This is a genomic window from Orbaceae bacterium BiB (assembly GCA_036251205.1).
Lineage (GTDB): Bacteria > Pseudomonadota > Gammaproteobacteria > Enterobacterales > Orbaceae > Orbus > Orbus mooreae.
The window spans coordinates 1781421-1802232 of sequence record CP133958.1 but is presented as its reverse complement, the minus strand read 5'-3'; the positions used below and the strand labels follow the sequence as shown (position 1 = coordinate 1802232).

At 35.6% G+C, this 20812-nt stretch carries 17 protein-coding genes and 1 other RNA gene; 9 read left to right on the top strand and 9 right to left on the bottom strand.

Going from position 1 to position 20812, the window contains the following annotated elements; genetic code table 11:
• Positions 1–50: 50 nt before the first annotated feature.
• On the bottom strand, positions 51–1211 hold the full coding sequence (pgk, locus tag RHO11_08455; protein WVD60527.1) for a phosphoglycerate kinase: 1161 nt from the start codon (positions 1209–1211) through the stop codon (positions 51–53).
• Between the two features lie 204 nt (positions 1212–1415).
• On the opposite strand from pgk, the gene rpsT reads away from it, so the two are divergent.
• The 5 genes from rpsT to dauA all read left to right on the top strand — a co-directional run bounded on the left by rpsT (position 1416) and on the right by dauA (position 5758).
• Complete coding sequence (rpsT, locus tag RHO11_08450) at positions 1416–1679, top strand: 30S ribosomal protein S20 (protein ID WVD60526.1); 264 nt, start codon at positions 1416–1418, stop codon at positions 1677–1679.
• A 140-nt stretch (positions 1680–1819) separates the two neighbouring features.
• Positions 1820–2497 (top strand): SPOR domain-containing protein, encoded by a 678-nt coding sequence (locus tag RHO11_08445; protein ID WVD60525.1) that lies wholly within the window; start codon positions 1820–1822, stop codon positions 2495–2497.
• A gap of 22 nt (positions 2498–2519) precedes the next feature.
• A complete protein-coding gene (locus tag RHO11_08440) occupies positions 2520–3389 on the top strand; it encodes a virulence factor BrkB family protein (protein WVD60524.1) in 870 nt (289 codons plus the stop codon).
• Positions 3386–3820, top strand: a complete 435-nt coding sequence (dtd, locus tag RHO11_08435; GenBank protein ID WVD60523.1) for a D-aminoacyl-tRNA deacylase — start codon at positions 3386–3388, stop codon at positions 3818–3820. Before RHO11_08440 ends, dtd begins: the two co-directional genes overlap by 4 nt.
• 264 nt (positions 3821–4084) lie before the next feature.
• On the top strand, positions 4085–5758 hold the full coding sequence (gene dauA / locus RHO11_08430; protein WVD60522.1) for a C4-dicarboxylic acid transporter DauA: 1674 nt from the start codon (positions 4085–4087) through the stop codon (positions 5756–5758).
• Between the two features lies 1 nt (position 5759).
• On the opposite strand, the gene RHO11_08425 is transcribed toward dauA, so the two are convergent.
• The 3 genes from RHO11_08425 to RHO11_08415 form a co-directional block, all read right to left on the bottom strand.
• Positions 5760–6314, bottom strand: a complete 555-nt coding sequence (locus RHO11_08425) for an MltR family transcriptional regulator (GenBank protein ID WVD60521.1) — start codon at positions 6312–6314, stop codon at positions 5760–5762.
• Positions 6315–6329: 15 nt separating this feature from the next.
• The gene (locus RHO11_08420) at positions 6330–7490 is read right to left on the bottom strand and encodes a mannitol-1-phosphate 5-dehydrogenase (protein WVD60520.1); all 1161 of its coding nucleotides are present in this window, start codon (positions 7488–7490) and stop codon (positions 6330–6332) included.
• Between the two features lie 69 nt (positions 7491–7559).
• Positions 7560–9428 (bottom strand): PTS mannitol transporter subunit IICBA, encoded by a 1869-nt coding sequence (locus tag RHO11_08415; GenBank protein ID WVD60519.1) that lies wholly within the window; start codon positions 9426–9428, stop codon positions 7560–7562.
• Positions 9429–9705: 277 nt separating this feature from the next.
• On the opposite strand from RHO11_08415, the gene rnpB reads away from it, so the two are divergent.
• Positions 9706–10088: RNase P RNA component class A (rnpB, locus tag RHO11_08410), an RNA gene on the top strand.
• 709 nt (positions 10089–10797) lie between these two features.
• On the opposite strand, the gene tldD is transcribed toward rnpB, so the two are convergent.
• Genes tldD through RHO11_08385 form a run of 5 tightly spaced genes read right to left on the bottom strand, consistent with a single transcriptional unit; the run spans position 10798 to position 16238 of the window.
• Complete coding sequence (gene tldD, locus RHO11_08405) at positions 10798–12255, bottom strand: metalloprotease TldD (GenBank protein WVD60518.1); 1458 nt, start codon at positions 12253–12255, stop codon at positions 10798–10800.
• A 44-nt stretch (positions 12256–12299) separates the two neighbouring features.
• Positions 12300–13775 carry a ribonuclease G gene (rng, locus tag RHO11_08400; protein ID WVD60517.1) on the bottom strand — a complete coding sequence of 492 codons (1476 nt, stop codon included), beginning with the start codon at positions 13773–13775 and terminating at the stop codon, positions 12300–12302.
• An 11-nt stretch (positions 13776–13786) separates the two neighbouring features.
• A complete protein-coding gene (gene mreD / locus RHO11_08395) occupies positions 13787–14275 on the bottom strand; it encodes a rod shape-determining protein MreD (GenBank protein WVD60516.1) in 489 nt (162 codons plus the stop codon).
• Entirely contained in the window at positions 14268–15140 is an 873-nt protein-coding gene (mreC, locus tag RHO11_08390) for a rod shape-determining protein MreC (protein ID WVD60515.1), read from the bottom strand. Before mreC ends, mreD begins: the two co-directional genes overlap by 8 nt.
• A gap of 54 nt (positions 15141–15194) precedes the next feature.
• Entirely contained in the window at positions 15195–16238 is a 1044-nt protein-coding gene (locus RHO11_08385) for a rod shape-determining protein (GenBank protein WVD60514.1), read from the bottom strand.
• Between the two features lie 416 nt (positions 16239–16654).
• Here RHO11_08385 and accB point away from each other — a divergent pair, with 416 nt between their 5' ends.
• The 3 genes from accB to recN all read left to right on the top strand — a co-directional run bounded on the left by accB (position 16655) and on the right by recN (position 20709).
• On the top strand, positions 16655–17110 hold the full coding sequence (gene accB, locus RHO11_08380; GenBank protein WVD60513.1) for an acetyl-CoA carboxylase biotin carboxyl carrier protein: 456 nt from the start codon (positions 16655–16657) through the stop codon (positions 17108–17110).
• A 64-nt stretch (positions 17111–17174) separates the two neighbouring features.
• Positions 17175–18521, top strand: a complete 1347-nt coding sequence (gene accC / locus RHO11_08375; GenBank protein WVD60512.1) for an acetyl-CoA carboxylase biotin carboxylase subunit — start codon at positions 17175–17177, stop codon at positions 18519–18521.
• Between the two features lie 526 nt (positions 18522–19047).
• Complete coding sequence (gene recN, locus RHO11_08370; GenBank protein WVD60511.1) at positions 19048–20709, top strand: DNA repair protein RecN; 1662 nt, start codon at positions 19048–19050, stop codon at positions 20707–20709.
• The last annotated feature ends 103 nt before the right edge of the window (positions 20710–20812 follow it).

Genomic DNA, 20812 nt, shown 5'->3' with positions numbered 1-20812 from the left:
TTAAAAAAATAGAAAAGGATAGACGATTGTCTATCCTTAATACTGCTAAATTATTTGCCGCGAGATTCTAGCATTGCAACAGCAGGAAGTGTTTTGCCTTCTACGAACTCAAGGAATGCACCACCACCAGTTGAGATATAAGAGATTTTATCTTCAATACCAAATAGATCGATTGCGGCTAATGTATCTCCACCACCTGCGATAGAGAAACCAGCACTATCAGCAATTGCTTTAGCTACAATTTCAGTACCGCGACGGAAGTTTGGAAACTCAAATACGCCAACAGGACCGTTCCATAAAATGGTTTTAGCATTTTTGATAATTTTAGCTAATTCTTCAGCAGAAGCATCACCAATATCTAAGATTTGTTCATTTTCTTTGACGTCTTTAACTGATTTTAATGTCGCAGTAGCTGTTTCGCTAAACTCAGTTGCTACACGAACATCTGTAGGTACTGGAATTTGACAGTTTGCCATTAATTTTTTAGCTTCAGGAATTAAATCTGCTTCGTAAAGTGATTTACCAACATTATATCCTTCAGCTGCGATAAAGGTATTTGCAATCCCACCACCCACAATAATTTGGTCGGCAATTTTTGATAGGGAATCGAGTACAGTTAATTTAGTTGAAACTTTTGAACCAGCAACAATAGCAATCATTGGGCGAGCCGGATTGTCTAATGCTTTACCTAAAGCTTCTAATTCATCTGCAAGTAGAGGGCCAGCACAAGCGATTGGTGCAAATTTACCTACTCCGTGCGTTGATGCTTGTGCGCGGTGAGCAGTACCAAAAGCATCCATTACATAAATATCACATAATGCAGCATATTTTTTAGATAATGCTTCGTCATCTTTCCCTTCACCAACGTTGAAACGAACATTTTCAAGAACAACTAATTCACCTTCTTTAACGTCAACACCATCTAAATAATCTTTAACTAAACGGACGGGGAAACTAACATGTTCTTTTAAATAATCAACAACAGGTTGTAAAGAGTATTCTTGATTATATTCCCCTTCGGTTGGACGACCGATATGTGATGTAACCATGACTTTTGCACCTTGCTTAATTGCAAGTTCAATGGTTGGTAATGAGGCACGAATTCGTGCATCCGATGTTACTTTACCATTTTTTACTGGTACATTAAGATCTGAGCGGATAAAAACACGTTTGCCTTTTAGGGCAAGATCAGTCATTTTGATAATAGCCATGAAATTTCCTCGTTAAATAATCGAATTCAATAAACTGTAGCCATTTTATCATAAAATCTTTGTTGCAGATCAATTTAAAAGGATATTTAATTGAAAAAAAGATTTAATTAAAATTTCTTATTGACAAAACCAGCTAAATAAGGCATATTTTGCCGCCTTAATGATAATTATATTTTATTAGTTCATCTAATTTGGGAGTTGACCTTGGCTAATATCAAATCAGCTAAGAAGCGTGCAGTTCAATCTGAAAAACGCCGTAAACACAACGCTAGTCGTCGTTCAATGATGCGTACTTATATCAAGAAAGTATACGCAGCTGTTGCAGCTGGTGATAAAGAAGCAGCGCAATTAGCATACAAAAATATGCAAGAAGTTGTTGATCGTCAAGCGGCTCGTGGTTTAATCCACAAAAATAAAGCAGCACGCCATAAAGCTAACTTAATCAAGCAAATTAATGCAATTGCATAATTTATTGCTTGGCTAAAAGTAAACAATGCAAGTTGTAGTATAAATTTTGTTTATCAATTTAAATAAAAAGTGGTGAAAGCCACTTTTTTTATTTGTATACTGCACCAATTGTAGAATAAAAATTTAGAGAGAGTCTAATTGTGGCACAACGTGATTATGTCAAGAAAAAATCCAAAGCAAAAAACACTTCACGTATTATTCCTAATTTAATGATGGCTATTGCTGTTATATTAGTGATCTTGTTTGTGGCTATTTTATACTTTGTTTCAACAAATAAAACGAATAAACCATCAGCCCCTGTTGATGTGATTACTGAAAAACCACAAATAACGTTACCTGATAAACAAGAGGAACGCTGGACATATTTGAAAGAATTAGAGAATCCGGGTGGAGCGAATAATTCAACACAGTTACAGCCTAATCAAGCATCGCAAGATAAAGAACGTCAAAAAATTCTTGATAATTTCATCAATGACAAGGCTCAAGTTAGTACGACTACCCCTGCTGTAGTTGATAAATCAACTGCTACAACTTCTACGAATACGAATCAAAACAAGGTTGACCAGTCAAAGCCTGCAGTAGATGTGAAATCGAATCAAACAGGAAATTGGGTCCTACAGTGTGGTGCATTTAAAGATCGGGCTAATGCTGAATCATTACAAGCCAAGTTGGCCATGATTGGGGTAACAAGTTTTGTAAAAAATGAAAAGTTCTATCGTGTTCTTGCTGGACCTTATGATTCTAAAGGTGAGGCTGAAAAAGTCGTCGCAACTCTTAAAAGTAATCATATGACGAGTTGTATAATAACTTCAAAATAGTTTTCCATCGTAGGGTATAGCCATGAAAAAGGTAAAAAATTTTATACCATCCACAACGGGAACTAAATCTTTCTTAGCTATTTTATGGCAGAGAATCAATAATGATCGGCTGACAACAGCCGCTGCCAGCTTAGCTTACACTTCTATTTTAGCCTTAGTGCCATTAATTGCGGTCATTTTTTCGTTATTGGCAGCGTTTCCCATCTTCAATGAAGCTAGCCAAGCTTTTCGTGAATTGATTTATGATAATCTAGCACCAACTGCCAGTGACACAATTCAAGAGTATGTTGATCAATTTATTGCGAATACTAATCGTATGACCGTATTTGGTCTTATCGGTTTGATGGTCACCTCATTACTCCTTATCCGTTCTATCGATAATACTTTAAATTATATTTGGCGAACGACACGCAAGCGTTCCATTATGTATAATTTGACGATGTATTGGACTGTATTAACCTTAGGCCCTATTTTGATTGGGGCAAGTATTGCGATTAGTTCTTATATCTTTTCAGTTAATTGGTTATCGGATATTCCTGTTGCGAGTATATTTTTAAAGTTCTTGCCTTTTATTATTTCAATTATTGGTTTTTGGCTCTTGTACTGTATTGTACCAACTGAATCTGTGCCAGTTAAAGAGTCAATCATTGGTGCATTAATTGCCGCAATACTATTTGAATTAGGCAAGAAACTATTTACCTTATATGTCACTTCATTTCCGACTTATCAACTGATTTATGGTGTATTAGCTTCGATTCCATTATTGTTAGTTTGGATCTATTTTTCATGGTGTATTATTTTATTTGGCGCTGAATTCGCAGTAGCTTTAGTTGATTATAATAAACAGAAAAAAGCAGCTTTAATATTATCAACACATAAGGAACAACAATGATTGCGTTAGTACAAAGAGTTAAGAATGCCAATGTAAACATCGATGGAAAAATTGTTGGCCAAATTAATCATGGCTTATTAATTTTATTAGGCGTTGAAAAAGATGATAATGAACAAAAAGCAATTCGTCTTTGTGAACGAGTATTAGGTTACCGTATTTTTAGTGATCATGATGGTAAAATGAATCTGAATATTAAACAAGTTAACGGTCAGGTTCTTGTCGTTTCCCAATTTACTTTAGTTGCTGATACTCATAAAGGAATGCGGCCGAGTTTTACTAATGGTGCTACGCCGAGTGATGCAAATAGATTATATGACTATTTTTTGCAGTTATGTCAGCAACAAATCAGTACTCAAAGTGGTGAATTTGCTGCTGATATGCAAGTATCTTTAGTAAATGATGGTCCTGTTACTTTTTGGTTACAAGTTTAGTATCGTTTTTATCGGCACTAAGTTCCCTCCTTTTCATATCAGAATATCCCTTTAAAACTTTATTTTTTTGATTTTTAATAATTATTTTTTATAAATCTTGTAGTTTATGGAACAATCATATTTGATCAGTCGCATAACATGGGTTAGATGAAGAAAAGTTGCCAGTATCTTGAAAATTGTCCTCTAATTAATTATATCCCTTTTATTTTTGTGGAAAAAGCGTATCTTATTAGGTAAGTTGATTCATAACTAAACAACAATAAGATGAAATGGTACCCGATAAATATTCAAATTAGTAGTGCGTTTAAAGCTTCATGTATTAAAGAACCTTATAACAAAGCTAGATTATTGAAGGATATTATTGCAGGCATTACGGTTGGTATTATTGCTATTCCATTAGCTATGGCTCTTGCTATGGCAAGTGGTGTCGCTCCCCAGCATGGTTTATATACTGCAATTATTGCTGGTATTGTTATTGCATTAACTGGTGGATCTCGGTTTAGTATTTCAGGGCCAACAGCAGCATTTGTTGTAATACTTTATCCCGTTTCTTTGCAATATGGTTTGTCAGGTTTACTGGTTGCAACATTATTGTCTGGTGTATTTTTGGTGCTTATGGGGATTGCTCATTTAGGTCGGGTAATTGAGTATATTCCCTTACCTGTTGTATTAGGTTTTACTTCTGGTATTGCCATTACTATTGCCACAATGCAAATTAAAGATTTTTTTGGTCTTACAATTGAGCATATGCCTGAGAGTTATACTGGCAAAGTAATGGCAATTATTCATAGTTTTTCAACGATAAATATTGCTGATATGATTGTTGGTTTTGCGACTTTAGGTATATTAATTTTTTGGCCTAAATTACGCGTTAAAGTACCCGGTCATCTACCTGCTATTATTATTGGGGTAGTTGCGATGTTGATTTTACAACATTTAGGTTATGATATTGCAACAATCGGATCAAAATTTAGTTATGTTCTTCCTGATGGTACGGTTGGTTACGGTATTCCAGATGTTTTACCTGAATTTATTTTACCATGGGACTTAGCTGAATTTCATTGGAATTGGGCGACTTTATCAGCTTTGATGCCAATCGCTTTAACTATGGCGATGCTTTGTGCTATTGAGTCATTATTATGTGCAGTTGTACTCGATGAAATGACACATACTAAACATAACTCAAATAGTGAATTGATAGGTCAGGGACTTGGTAATATTATTGTACCATTTTTCGGTGGTATTTCTGCAACAGCGGCAATAGCTCGATCAGCTGCAAATGTAAAAGCAGGTGCAACGTCGCCGCTTTCATCCTGTTTTCATGCTTTAGTCGTTTTACTGGCTTTAGTTAGCCTTGCGCCTATTTTATCGTTTTTGCCTTTAGCTGCAATGGCGGCTCTATTACTGATTGTGGCATGGAATATGAGTGAAGTAGAAAGGGTAATTTATATCCTTAAACGAGCCCCGAAAGACGATATTATTATTATGTTAATCTGTTTATCATTAACTGTTTTATTTGATATGGTGATTGCTATTACGGTTGGTATTGTTCTAGCTTCATTACTTTTTATGCGTCGAATTTCTCGAATGACAAAATTGGTTGAGTTGTCGCAATGCACTGAAGACACTTTAGTGATTCGTATTAATGGTCCATTATTTTTTGCCGCTGCAGAAAGAACATTTTTAGATCTATATAATCGAATTAATGGCCATAAACATATTGTTTTACAATGGGATGCGGTTCCTTTACTTGATGCAGGAGGACTTAATGCGCTGATTCATTTCATTGATGCATTACCTAATAATGTTGATCTTTCTATTGCTGAACTACAATTTCAGCCTTTGAAAACATTAGCAAGAGCGAAAATAATACCGATTCCACAAAAACTATCATTTTATTCTACATTAGAGGAAGCATTATCAAATATTGCTGAATAACTTATTCAGGCATAAAGAATTGTGTTTTTTTATGTTCTAAACGAATAGATAATGTCGTGATGGCGATAATAAGTGCTGAGCGGATCATCTGTTGGTAGCGTTGATGATACATGGATGACTTCATGCTATCAACGATTCCTACTTCATTGGTCTTTTTTTGCTGTGTTGGTAATCCGGGTGGAATAATCATATCATGTAGTAAACTAATTGGGCCTAAAATTTCATCATCAATATAGGTATATACTCTTTCATTATCATTATTGAGTTCATCAAGCACTGCCATTAATAACTCAATGTCCTCGTATTCTTCTCGTGAAATGATACCTAAAACATAAAGTAGCTTTAGTCTAATGGATAAATCATTTAAAGGTCCTTTATTGCCGACTAAGGAAGGTATAACAAATTTAATAGCATGTTGTTCTTTACGAAAAGCCTTCATTATTAGATGATCAATAATCTCATCTATAATTTCGATAGCACAAATCAACAGCCCATGAATATCGGACCGTTGATTTAATTTTTCGAGAATCTCATCTTCTTGTTGATTATCGGACATGATCTTAGCTAATAATTAAAAGCTCTTATTTTGCATGGAAGTGTAAATATCAGCAACTTTTTTTATTATTGGATGATGCATATCAATCGTAGATAATAGACTCAATGTTTTAGCTACACCATGTTCATCAATCATTTTTGCAAGTTCAATCGCTTGCTCATCCTCACTATTACGATAATGTAATGCTGCTGCGATACCAATTAGTAAATTTTCATGAGGGGTTTGATATTCAAATGTACCTAATAATGGTTTGATTAAACGATCTGCTACACCTAATTTACGAATTGGTTGGCGCCCAACGCGGTCAGTATCATCAAGTAAATAAGGATTTTCAAAGCGAGTAATAATTTTTTCTATATAAGCTTGGTGCTTGGTATCATCAAAGTTATAGCGTTTGATTAAAACTTGTCCGCTTTCTTCCATTGCACCTTGTACGATTAAACGAATTTTTTTATCTAAAATTGCATCTCGTATCGTGTTAATACCATAATAGTGTCCCAAATACGCAGTGATAGCATGTCCAGTATTAAGCGTAAATAGTTTCCGTTCAACGAATGCCATTAAGTTATCAGTGAGTTCCATTCCTCTAATTTTTGGTGGATGTCCTTTAAACTGTGTTTTATCAACAATCCATTCCGCAAAAGTTTCAACAGTTACTTCTAATATATCGCCTGATTTGGATACCGCAGGCGGTACAATTCGGTCAACTGCTGAATCAATAAATCCAACATGTTGTTCTACCCAATCATGATATTGCTGTGGTAATTCAGCTAAAATATAACCTTTAAACAAGCTAGTGCCTCTAACCATATTTTCGCAAGCAATAATATTTAATGGTTGAGTATTATTACATTTCATTCGTGCGACTAATCCATTTGCAATCGAGCTGGCAATTCTAGTCAATATTTGTGGACCCACCGCAGTAGTAATAAAATCAACTTCGGTGATCTTTTGTATTACATCATCTGATAAACTACTAATTGCATCAACACCTGTAACAATTTCAATCGCAGTTTGTTCACCAACAACGTTAACTGGGTATTTATGTCGAGTTGCTAATGCCTCAACAACGCTTTGATTGACGTCTGCAAATGTGACTTCTAATCCTGCATCTGATAATAATTTACCAATAAATCCACGTCCAATATTACCCGCTCCAAAATGTAAAACTTGCATAGTATTCACCTTAAAATAAATTTTATTGAAAGAATACGCCTTAAAGTAAGACGTATTCTTATAAATGTATTAAGCTAAAATAGATAACACATCTTCTATATTGTCTGTTTCAATCAATTTTTTGATAATATCTTCATCATCAAGTGCGCTAGTTAATTTTGATATCACATGTAGATGTTCATTATTACGAGCAGCGATAGCAATGACAATCCGTGCTTTATCATCTTCCTCGTCACCAAATTGAACTCCTTGTGGATATTGGCAGAAAACAATTCCTGTTTTGAGTACTTGATCTTTCGCTTCGATAGTCCCATGTGGCACTGCGATAGATTGTCCTAAGTAAGTACTTGTTAGCTTTTCTCGTTTTAGCATGGCATCAATATATTCAGGTTTAACATAACCTCTTTCTACTAGCTTTTGTCCTGCAAAACGAATTACTTCTTCTTTAGTTTGAGCGTGTTGAGCTAAAAAGATATCATCAGCAGTTAATTGGAATATATTATTAGTTGTCTCTTTTACTGGTTGTTCTGTTTCTACTGTAACTACAGTATGTGTTGCTAATAACGATTTAACAAGTTGTTCATATAGTCCACTATCAAGGAAATTTGTTAATGAAATATGATGAGCATTTGGAGCATATTGTTTTGCTCGGTCTGTTAAATCTTTATGTGTAATAACAATATCAACATCTGATGGTAAGTTATTAATAGCAAGATTTGTTACTGCGATATCGAGTCCTGCATCATTGATTTTTTTATTTAAAACACCTGCACCCATGGCACTTGATCCCATACCAGCATCACAAGCTACAATGATTTTCTTTACTTTGGCATAATTATGTTCAGTATTTAAACCTTTAGACTTGCTTTTCATTGTTGCTATATTTGCTTGTGCATCTTCCAGATTTTTTTCTGTATTTTTAGTACTTTTTAATAAAATAGCAGAGGCAATAAAGGTGACCACCGCCGAAGCAATCACTGATGAAATAACCCCAATCATTGAACCTTTTGGTGTAACTGCAAGCACAGCTATAATTGATCCTGGAGATGCCGGTGCGCTAAGGCCAGCATTAAACAAGGTTAGTGTAAATATTCCTGTCATTCCACCTAAAATCATTGCGATGATTAAACGCGGGTTCATTAGAACATAAGGGAAGTAAATTTCATGAATACCGCCAAAGAATTGAATAATTGCAGCACCACCAGATGAACTTTTTGCTGCTCCTTTACCAAAAGCCATATATGCTAATAGTAAACCTAATCCTGGTCCTGGGTTTGCTTCGATTAAAAAGAAAATCGATTTAGAATATTCGGCTGCTTGTTGAATACCTAAAGGTGAAAAAATACCATGGTTGATTGCATTATTTAAAAATAAGATTTTTGCTGGTTCAACAATAATAGCCGTTAATGGTAACAAATTAGCTTGTACCATAAAATCGACTCCAATTGCTAATATTGCTGATGCTTTAACAACAAAAGGTCCGATAGCAAAAAAAGATAAAAGGGCAAGCAACATACCAATAATTCCAGATGAAAAATTATTTATTAGCATTTCAAAGCCACTTTTAATTTTTCCATCGATGATTTTATCAAATTCTTTAATTGCCTTACCGCCAAGAGGTCCAACAATCATTGCTCCAAGAAACATTGGAATATCAGAGCCAACAATTACTCCCATTGTTGTTATAGCACCAACAACACCGCCTCTTTCACCGTAAATTAGCTTCCCTCCGGTATAACCTATTAATAGTGGTAATAGGTAGGAGATCATCGGTCCGATTAATTGTGCTATGGTTTCATTAGGAAACCATCCGGAAGGATAAAGAAAAATTGCAGTGATAAAACCCCAAGCGATAAAGGCTCCAATATTAGGCATCACCATATTACTTAAGAACCGTCCGAAATTTTGTACTTTTAACTTCAGGTTTGAGTTAGACATAATTTATTCCATTTTTTCTTCTAAGATGCTGGCTATTGTATGTGTTTAGTTAATCAAAATTCACCAAAAATTATTCTTTAACGTGATCATTGTCACAAATATTTTGAATGCATGGATTTTGAAAGTGTGACAAAGATCACGTTTATGTTTTTAACATATTGAAATATATTATATTAATATAAAATAGCCTTTTATATTATAGGGATTAATTATCTGTTCGTTTTCATTATGGACTAAATAGTTTACAAGTGACTTTGATTAGGATATGCTTCACGCAGAAATCAACCAGACAATCGCTGCTTTGTTGTTGTCCATAACTGGAGACAAACAAAGGGGAGGAAAGTCCGGGCTCCATAGGGCAAAGTGCCAGGTAACGCCTGGGGAGCTTTTGCGAGAGTGAAAGTTCACGACAAGTGCAACAGAAAGTATACCGCCGATGGCTGCTTGCAGATCAGGTAAGGGTGAAAGGGTGTGGTAAGAGCACACCGCGCAATTGGTAACAGTTGTGGCACGGTAAACTCCACTTGGAGCAAGGTCAAATAGGGATTCATTGGCGCGGCCCGCGTTGAATCCGGGTAGACTGCTTGAGCTAATGCGTGAGCATTAGCCTAGATGAATGATTGTCCTCGACAGAACCCGGCTTATCGGTTGATTTCTCTCTTTTTCTGTTTGCTGTTTTTCTGAGAAAAACGTCTTTTAACTACTACTATGATTGAAGCAATAAGACCTATCGTAAGTAGAAATACAGGAATAAGCATTAAGAAGGTCATAAACTGTTTCTCATATGCTTTAAATATTGATGATAATCCAAATAGATAGCCCAATGTTACAATCAAGAAAATCCATAGTGTTGCACTGACCCAATTATAAATATGAAAACGATTATTTTTTAATCCTGAAAGTCCAGCCATAATTGGTAGTGCTGTACGAACAAACGGAATAAAGCGGCCAATAAAGAGAGCTTGTAGGCCATATTTATGAAATAGTATCTCTGTTCTTTTGTGATATTTCTCAGGTAAATGTGCCATCCAGTTTTTAATGACTTTAGTATTACCTAGCCAACGCCCTTGTAGGTAACCGAGCCAAGTACCAAAAGCACCACCACAAATCAGAATAACATTAATGAGTCCAAAGTGAAAAACATCAAGGCTAATGAGTACGCCTGTTAAAAATAGTAAACTATCGCCAGGTAAAAATGCTGCAGGTAAAATACCATTTTCTAATAATAAAATAACAAATAGCATGCCATAAAGAGTCCACAAGACTTTAGGGTCTTGTAAAACAACTAAATCCATAGCAAGAAAAGCATGATAAAGCGCAATTATTGTATCCATTTATTCTATTTCTCTTCTCTCTAAATATCCTGTTACTATTTGTTAATAGTACCACCAACAGTCAAATTATTCACTTTTAATGTTGGCTGACCAACACCAACTGGCACACTTTGTCCTGCTTTACCACAAACACCAACGCCAATATCAAGTGCCATGTCATTACCAACCATTGATATATTTTGCATCGTTTCGATTCCTGAACCAATCAAGGTTGCACCTTTAACAGGCTTGGTTATTTTACCTTTTTCAATTAAATAGGCTTCAGAAGTTGAGAAAACAAATTTACCTGACGTTATATCAACTTGGCCGCCAGCAAAGCCAGGAGCATATAAACCATAATCAACACTATTAATAATCTCATCGAACTCTGAGGTACCACCTAGCATGTAGGTATTGGTCATTCTTGGCATCGGTAAGCAAGAATAGTTTTCTCTACGTCCATTGCCTGTAGAAGATGTATTCATTAATTTTGCATTCAATTTATCGAACATATAGCCTTTTAAAATGCCATTTTCTATTAATACTGTTTTTTGCCCTGCAACACCTTCATCATCGACAGTCAGCGAACCTCGACGATCTTTTAGTGTTGCATCATCGACAATAGTGCATAATTCAGAAGTTACTAATTCACCGATCTTATTACTAAAAACTGATGATTTTTTGCGATTAAAGTCTCCTTCTAGCCCATGTCCAACTGCTTCATGTAGCAGGACTGCTGGCCAACCAGCACCTAAAACAACGGGCATTGTTCCCGCTGGTGCATCTGATGCTGATAACGCAACTAGAGCTAATCTAACCGCCTCTTTAGTATAAGTATCCGTTTGCGTTTCGCCGGTTAGTGGATTAATCGATAGGAAATACTCGTAGCCGAATCGTCCACCGCCACCACAGCTTCCTCGCTCTCTGATTCCATTTTCTTCAACAAGAACCGATATAGATAAACGGACTAATGGTCGGATATCTGTAGCTAAGGTACCATCTGTCGCTGCAATAAGCACATCTTCATAACTGCCCGATAACGATGCAGTTACTTCAATGACTCTTTGATCTAGTGAGCGAGCCACACGATCAATATTTTGCAATAATTGAATTTTAGCTTCTTGTGGCATACTATTAATCGGATTGATACTTGCATATATTGCAATTTGGTTAACCGTCTTTATAGGCGTGATTGCTAGTTTTTGTGTATCTTGAATAATGCTTTGTACCGCAATAGCACTTTGTTCTAATTTCGGCAGCGATATGTGATCAGTATAAGCAAATCCTGTTTTTTCACCCACAATAGCTCTAATACCTACCCCTTGATCTCGATGAAAAGAGGCATTTTTAATGATTTTATCTTCCAAAGTCCAGCTTTCATAGTAGCCAGATAAAAAATAGATATCACCATAATCAATTCTTCTTGAAGACAAAATATCCAATAGGTTTACTAAATCATGCTGCTGTAGATTGTTAGCAGTTAGTAGACGTTCACTTACATCGGTTAATAACATATCTTCCCTAATAGATAACAAATATAATAATTAAATTATGCCAATTACATTAATACGACATCATACTGTTCTTGAATATATTGAGGCTCTAGCTTGACTTCGACTCGCTTGCCCACAAATAATTCTACTTCAGCTAAAGCATGAGACTCATCTGCTGTTAATGCTTGTGCAACTGCAGTTGATGCATAAACTAAGAAGTATTCACTGCGATGAGCCTTATGCACGCGAACAATTTCACGTAAAATTTCATTACAAACAGTTTCAACTGATTTAACCATACCTCGTCCATGACATGAGCTACACTCTTCACATAAAATATGTTCAATACTTTCTCTAGTTCGTTTACGCGTCATCTCGACTAAGCCTAATGGTGAAAAGGCATTTACTGTTGTTTTGGCTCGATCCTTACTTAAGGAGTCTTGTAAAGATTGCAACACTCTTTCTCGATGCAGATCTTCTTGCATATCTATAAAATCAATAATGATAATACCACCTAAGTTACGTAATCGTAACTGCCTAGCTATCGCAATTGTTGCTTCAATATTGGTATTAAAAATAGTTTCTTCAAGGTTTCGGTGACCAACAAAAGCACCAGTATTAATATCGATGGTTGTCATTGCTTCGGTTTGATCAATAATTAGATAGCCACCTGATTTTAATTTAACTTTACGTTCAAGCGCCCGCTGAATCTCATTCTCAATATCATACAGATCGAAAATAGGAATATTGGCTTTATAGTGAGCAAGCTTGTTGGTAACTTCAGGCATGAACTCTAATGTAAACTCTGTTAACAGATCGAAAGTTAATTTAGAGTCCACCAATATTCTTTCGATTGGGTCGCCGACGAAATCTCTTAAAATTCGCTGAGATAGGTCAAGCTCACCATACAATAAGTGTTTACTACCTGGTCTTGACATTCTTTCTTGAATTTTTTTCCAAAGACGACTTAAAAAGGCAACATCTTGTTCTAGTTCGTGTTGGTGTGCTCCCTCTGCAGCTGTCCTGACAATAAAACCACCGTCATCTGTAATATATTTTTCTATAATATTCTTTAAGCGTTCTCGTTCATCTTCACTTTCAATACGTTGGGAGGTTGCCACATGTGAAGAGTTAGGTCCAGGCATAAAGACAAGATAGCGAGAAGGTAGCGTAATATCAGTGGTTAGTCTTGCTCCTTTGGTACCGATTGGGTCTTTAACGACTTGAACCATGAGATCCTGTCCTTGTCTAACAAGTTCCGATATCTCTTTAACTTGAAACTTTTCTTGCTCTCTATCAGAAACACATTCAGTATAAGGCATAATATCCGATGCGTGTAAAAAAGCAGCTTTTTCCAAGCCAATATCTACAAATGCAGCTTGCATGCCGGGTAAAATACGAATTATTTTTCCTTTGTAAATATTGCCAACAATGCCGCGTTTTGATTCTCGATCGACATGAATTTCTTGCAGAATTCCATCTTCAATATAGGCAACCCGTGTTTCCGATGGGGTTACATTCATTAGCAATTCGACAGCCATAATATCCTCATTTAATCTATTGCAAAGCCACGTCTAATTTGCCGTAATAGCAAAAATAACCATATCCAGACCATTCCATCAATGCATGATGATAAGAAAATTAATGGTGACATAGTGATCATTTGATATATCGTGATTTGGAATATAAATAGTAACAAATCATAAAGAAGTGACAACGCTAATATAATGAAAGCTTGTTGCCACAAAGCTAAATTCCTAATTAATTGGAATCTAAAAATAACTAGATAAGCAATAACAGAAAAAATAAAAGCATGAACACCAAGTACCGTTCCTGAAAATAGATCTAATATCATACCGATTAGAAAAGCTGTCCAGATACCAACTCTATGGGGTAATGCCAATACCCAATAAATGGTAACTAGCATTAACCAATGTGGTTTTAACATGTAAAAGGATGATGTCCATGGGATGATTTGAAGTAGTAAACCAATTAATAGTGTAACCCAAATTACCCAATAATTATGAGCGATTCTATTCATTATTTGGTACCTCTTGGGTCACTTTTTCTGGCTCGGTCGGTTTATTTTTTTCATTCCATAGTAGTAATAAATAACGTAATCGCTTTAAATCAGCGGTTGGTGTAGCAGAAATAACGGGGGTTGAATCATGCATATCAAGTTTAACTGAACTCACTACTGCCACAGGATAACCCTCAGGAAACTGTTCGTCTAAGCCTGACGTCACTAAAACATCACCGACTTGTATATCTACATTATTAGGTAGGAAATCAAGTAATAAATCGTTATTACAACCATTACCTACAGCAACCATTGACATATCATTACGTAGTACTTGCACTGGAATAGCATGTTGGTAGTCACAAATTAAAATAGCTCGGCTCGTATTACTTGCCGTTTTATAAATTTGCCCAACAATACCTTTTTCATCGACAACGGGTTGCCCAACAAACACACCTTCCTTTTCTCCTTTATTGAGTACTATTTGGTAAACGTAGGGATCAGAATCGGCCAGTAATACTTGGGCAACTTTTTTATATTCATCATGTTGCAATGGAGAACCTAATAACTCGCGAAGTTTATTATTTTCTTTTTTTAGAAAAGCCAACTGTAATAATTCACTTTGTCGACTTTGTAGTTCATTTTTTAATGCAACATTTTCATCAAACAATTTTTGATGAGTTTTTGACATATCATTTAGCGTATCAAATGTCGCTCTTGGTGAATTTGATACATAATATAAAGGCGATATTATTGTGTCTAGATAGTATCTTATTGTCGCAAATGCTCGATAATTGATGTCTGCGACAATAAAAAAGATTGCTAAAAATAGTGCAAAGAAAAGCTGGAAAACGAGGGATGTTCTCTTAGTAAATAATTGCTTCACAACAAAAACCACCTCTTATTATAATAAAAAGTGGTTTTCAACAGTAAAATTGGACTAATCTTCACTAAATAGATCACCACCATGCATGTCTACCATATCCAATGCTCTACCACCGCCGCGAGCGACGCTTGTTAGTGGGTCATCAGCGATGACAACATGAATCCCAGTTTCTGCCGCAAGCAATTTGTCGATGTTACGTAATAGAGCTCCACCGCCAGTCATTACCATTCCATGCTCAGAAATATCTGAAGCAAGTTCTGGTGGACATTGTTCTAAAGCGACTTTTACTGCGCTGACAATACCACTTAGTGGCTCTTGTAGTGCTTCTAAAATTTCGTTTGAGTTTAACGTAAAACTTCTTGGTACACCTTCTGCTAAGTTTCGACCTCGAACTTCAATTTCCAGAACTTCATCACCAGGGTAAGCACTACCAATAGTATGTTTAATTCTTTCAGCTGTTGCTTCACCAATCAGTGCACCATAATTACGTCTAACATAATTGATGATAGCTTCATCAAATCGATCTCCACCAATTCGAGCTGATGCTGAGTAAACAACACCATTTAGAGAGATGACAGCAACTTCGGTTGTCCCTCCCCCGATATCAACAACCATCGACCCCGTTGGTTCTGATACAGGTAAATCTGCACCAATCGCAGCTGCCATTGGTTCTTCAATAAGATATACTTCTCTTGCTCCAGCACCTAATGCTGATTCACGAATTGCTCTTCGCTCAACTTGGGTTGCACCAACTGGTACGCAGACCAAAACGCGAGGGCTAGGTCTTAAAAAACTGTGGCTATGCACTTGTCTGATGAAATACTGTAACATTTTTTCTGTAACAGAAAAATCGGCAATAACACCATCTTTCATTGGTCTAATTGCTGCGATATTGCCAGGTGTTCTACCTAGCATCTGTTTCGCTGCATGTCCAACCGCCGCAACACTTTTAGGTGTCCCACTGCGATCTTGTCGAATCGCGACAACAGAGGGTTCATTGAGAACAATTCCTTGACCTTTGACATAAATGAGTGTGTTTGCTGTACCCAAATCAATAGATAGATCATTAGAAAAAATGCCGCGGATTTTTTTGAACATAATAAAAGCTCTTCCTAAATTGATAATATAGATGTTATTTCAATTAGCCCTGAGTTTATAAAATAATATTTTTATAGACTCAACGATAAGTTGACACATTAAAATATGTGCTATTGTAGCGCAATTATGCTATAACGCATAGTTAGAAATAGTAACAAAGATAAATATTTAGTGTATCGCTTTGCAACTTTTTGTCTAAAAAAACATCTAATCAAATATATATATAATGACAAATTAATTTTAACAGTGTATGCTTGCCCGTTAATATAATCGCCGCAAAAATAATAAAATTCTCGGCAAACGTCTGTTAACTTGTAGTCATATAGCAAGATTTAATAGAATATTAATGTGATAACGAATGATTATTGATTTTGATGTTATCACCTCATTTTATGAACTATAATACGGTGTTATTCATGGATATACGTAAAATAAAAAAATTAATTGAATTAGTTGAAGAGTCGGGAATTTCGGAGTTAGAAATTTCAGAAGGTGAAGAATCAGTTAGAATTAGTCGGGCAATCCCACAACCAGCTTACCCAGTGCAAAACATTCATGTTGCACAACCTACTCCAAATATTGTTAATACAAGTATTGAGCAACCAGCACCAGTAGCCGCTCCAAGTAATACAATTTCATCTAATGCAATTAAATCACCAATGGTTGGTACTTTCTATCGCACACCAAGTCCTGATTCAAAGGCTTTTGTTGAGATTGGCCAAACAGTTAATGTCGGTGATGTTTTATGCATCGTTGAAGCAATGAAAATGATGAACCAAATAGAATCAGAAAAAGCAGGTGTAGTTAAAGCGATTTTAGTTGAAAATGGCCAACCAGTAGAGTTTGATCAACCACTATTTGTGATCGAATAATATTAGTCTATGGTATCTATTTTCAGATAAATTTCTTATTTAATAAATCTGCTTAGAGGTTAGTATGCTTGATAAAATTTTAATTGCCAATCGAGGCGAGATTGCCTTACGTATTTTGAGGGCATGTAAAGAACTTGGCATCAAAACGGTTGCTGTACACTCAACAGCCGATAGAGATTTGAAGCATGTCTTACTTGCTGATGAAACAGTATGTATTGGTCCCGCTCCATCTGCTAAAAGTTATCTAAATATTCCTGCTTTAATTGCTGCGGCTGAAGTGACGGGCTCTTCTGCGATCCATCCTGGATATGGCTTTTTGTCTGAAAATGCGGATTTTGCAGAGCAAGTAGAACGTTCTGGGTTTATTTTTATTGGACCAAAGGCTGAAACTATTCGTCTTATGGGGGATAAAGTTTCAGCAATTAATGCGATGAAAAAAGCGGGTGTCCCATGTGTTCCCGGATCTGATGGTTCTCTTGGTAATGATATTGAACTTAATAAAAAAATAGCGAAGAAAATCGGCTATCCAGTGATTATTAAAGCATCTGGTGGTGGCGGTGGTCGTGGTATGCGAATTGTACGCCAAGAAAAAGATCTTGAGCAAGCAATCAAAATGACCAAAATGGAAGCAAAAACAGCTTTCAATAATGATATGGTTTATATGGAAAAATTTCTTGAAAACCCTAGACATATTGAAATACAAGTTCTTGCCGATGGTCAAGGAAATGCTATTTATCTTGGTGAACGCGATTGTTCAATGCAAAGACGTCATCAAAAAGTTGTCGAAGAAGCGCCTGCCATTGGTGTTTCTGAAAAAATGCGCCAATTTATTGGTGAGCGTTGTGCTAATGCTTGTGTGGAAATTGGTTATCGAGGTGCCGGTACATTTGAATTTCTTTTTGAAAACGGTGAATTCTACTTTATTGAGATGAACACTCGTATTCAAGTAGAGCATCCTGTTACAGAAATGATTACAGGTGTTGATTTAATTAAAGAGCAAATTCGAGTCGCATCAGGGTTGCCATTAACGATTAAACAACAAGATATTCATATTAAAGGTCATGCTATTGAATGCCGTATTAATGCTGAAGATGCTAAGACTTTTATGCCATCTCCGGGTAAAATAACTCGATTCCATGCTCCTGGTGGATTCGGTATTCGTTGGGAATCGCATATTTATGCTGGCTATACAGTTCCTCCTCATTATGATTCAATGATTGGTAAATTAATCGCTTACGGTGAAACCCGTAGTATAGCAATTGCTCGTATGAAAAATGCGTTAGCTGAGCTTGTGATTGATGGAATCAAAACGAATATCGATTTACATATTGATATTATGAATGATGAGAATTTCCAAAAAGGTGGTACAAATATCCACTATTTAGAAAAGAAACTTGGCATTTACGAATAGAGTAATCGGTTAATGTTCAAAATAGAGGGCAAGAGTGCCCTCTATTTTTTTGTGCATTTTAAATCCCCACCATAAAAATTATTGTTATTAATTAAATAATCAAGCGGGCAATTTGATTTCTTACAATTACTCTATTTATTTGACTTTAGCTTATAAACTAAAGTCGCTATACATGCAAGACCAGTAGCAACTCCACCAATAGTAAGTCATCGCATTGTGCGTTAAATTGATAACACTGTTATAGATAACTGAGAAGAAGAAAAGCAAACTAGTAAAAGTTATTACTGTTTTAGAAATCTGCCGTACGAAAATAATATCTAACTTTTGTTTCATGATATTACCTCATTATTTATGGTAACTTTTATAGTTATATAAACATATGTTTAATGTTTAATCAATTTTTACTCCTTTATTTTTTTAAAACAAATCGTTTTCAGTTATTGTATAAATAGATTAAAAAATAACTGTATTTATTTACAGCGGTATTGTAAGATAATAATTAAATAATAATTACTATGATCATTATATGCTCACCCAACTAACAATTAATAATTTTGCTATTGTCGATAATTTACTCATTGATTTTAATTCTGGTATGACTGCTATTACTGGTGAGACTGGGGCTGGAAAATCTATCGCAATTGACGCATTGGGTCTGTGTCTAGGTGCAAGATCAGATATTTCGTTAATTAAACATGGCAGTGCGCGTTTGGATATTTCTGCCCACTTTGTGTTAGATGATACACCAAGTGCGTTAAATTGGTTAACTGAAAATCAATTAAATGATAATAATGAATGTATTTTAAGACGTGTTGTTAGTCAAGATGGTCGTTCTAAAGCATTTATTAATGGCAGAGCGGTACCGATCGCTCAGTTAAAAGAGCTCGGTCAGATGCTTATTCAAATTCATGGTCAACATGAGCATCAGCTCCTTTTACGTGCTGATTATCAGCAAACGCTACTTGATCAATATATGGCGGATAACCATTTACTCTCTGCGATGAAACTTGCATATAAAAAATGGAAAGTTGAAACAGAAAAATATACACAGTATCTAAAATCTCGACAAGAGAATGACGCCCATATTCAATTATTACAATATCAGCTTAAAGAACTTAATGAGTTTTCGCCAATAGAGGGGGAATATCAACAAATTGATGAGGAGCATAAACGTTTAGCAAATAGTGAGCAACTTATCAATTTAAGTCATAATTTGATTGATTTGATACAGGAAAATCAAGATATTAATCTCTTAAATCACCTAAGTAATGCTAATCGTATAGCTCAAGATTTGGCGAGCCTAGATGGTCAGTTAATTGAAATTTCAACAATGCTAGATGAGGCTGCGATTCAAATTAGAGAGGCTAGTTATGAAATTCATCGTTATATTGATAATCTTGAAATTGATCCATCTCGCATTATGCAACTAGAACAACGACTATCGAAACAAATTTCATTAGCTCGAAAACATCATATTTCACCAGAAAAACTCCCGGAGTTACATCAACAGTTACTTGATGAATTTAACCAAATTTCAAATCAAGATGAAATTGGTGAGCAATTGAAGCAAAATATTGCTCAATATCAACAAGAGGCCTTATCTTGCGCTAAAGCCCTGCATGATAAACGCGTTAAGATCGCTGCAATATTATCACAAAAGATTACACATAGTATTCGAGAACTAGCAATACCGCATGGTGAATTTAGTATTGATATTGTTGATGATAGTAGCAAGATTAGTGAAACAGGCATAGATCAAATTACTTTTTTGGTCAGTACTAATCCCGGTCAACCGATGCAACCGATTAGTAAAGTCGCCTCTGGTGGTGAGTTATCGCGGATCGCTTTAACTATCCAAGTATTGACAGCGCAAAAGATGGAAACACCAGCGCTTATTTTTGATGAAATTGATGTGGGCATTAGTGGTCCGACAGCTGCAAAAGTCGGGAATTTACTCAGACAGCTCGGTTTATCAACACAAGTTATAACTGTAACTCATTTACCTCAAGTCGCGGGGAATGCACACCACCACTATTTCGTAGCCAAACAAACAGATGGCAAACATACAGAAACAAACATAAATATATTAACACAATCACAAAGATTGAAGGAACTGGCTAGATTATTAGGTGGCGATAAAATAACAGAAAATACATTAGCGAATGCTAAAGAGCTGTTAATACAATAGATGTTTAATGATTATATTAATTTATTTAATAGTGCATTAATAAATACATAAATCTGAGTAAATATTAAATTGTCACCAAGTCCTTATAAAAATTGGTTAATAT

Coding starts and splice junctions, on each gene's coding strand:
- accB (WVD60513.1), top strand. CDS start 16,655: ATGGATATACGTAAAATAAAAAAATTAATTGAATTAGTTGAAGAGTCG.
- RHO11_08425 (WVD60521.1), bottom strand. CDS start 6,314: ATGTCCGATAATCAACAAGAAGATGAGATTCTCGAAAAATTAAATCAA.
- tldD (WVD60518.1), bottom strand. CDS start 12,255: ATGTTATTAACCGATGTAAGTGAACGTCTACTAACTGCTAACAATCTA.
- RHO11_08385 (WVD60514.1), bottom strand. CDS start 16,238: ATGTTCAAAAAAATCCGCGGCATTTTTTCTAATGATCTATCTATTGAT.
- RHO11_08440 (WVD60524.1), top strand. CDS start 2,520: ATGAAAAAGGTAAAAAATTTTATACCATCCACAACGGGAACTAAATCT.
- dauA (WVD60522.1), top strand. CDS start 4,085: ATGAAATGGTACCCGATAAATATTCAAATTAGTAGTGCGTTTAAAGCT.
- pgk (WVD60527.1), bottom strand. CDS start 1,211: ATGGCTATTATCAAAATGACTGATCTTGCCCTAAAAGGCAAACGTGTT.
- RHO11_08415 (WVD60519.1), bottom strand. CDS start 9,428: ATGTCTAACTCAAACCTGAAGTTAAAAGTACAAAATTTCGGACGGTTC.
- accC (WVD60512.1), top strand. CDS start 17,175: ATGCTTGATAAAATTTTAATTGCCAATCGAGGCGAGATTGCCTTACGT.
- mreD (WVD60516.1), bottom strand. CDS start 14,275: ATGAATAGAATCGCTCATAATTATTGGGTAATTTGGGTTACACTATTA.
- RHO11_08420 (WVD60520.1), bottom strand. CDS start 7,490: ATGCAAGTTTTACATTTTGGAGCGGGTAATATTGGACGTGGATTTATT.
- dtd (WVD60523.1), top strand. CDS start 3,386: ATGATTGCGTTAGTACAAAGAGTTAAGAATGCCAATGTAAACATCGAT.
- recN (WVD60511.1), top strand. CDS start 19,048: ATGCTCACCCAACTAACAATTAATAATTTTGCTATTGTCGATAATTTA.
- rng (WVD60517.1), bottom strand. CDS start 13,775: ATGGCTGTCGAATTGCTAATGAATGTAACCCCATCGGAAACACGGGTT.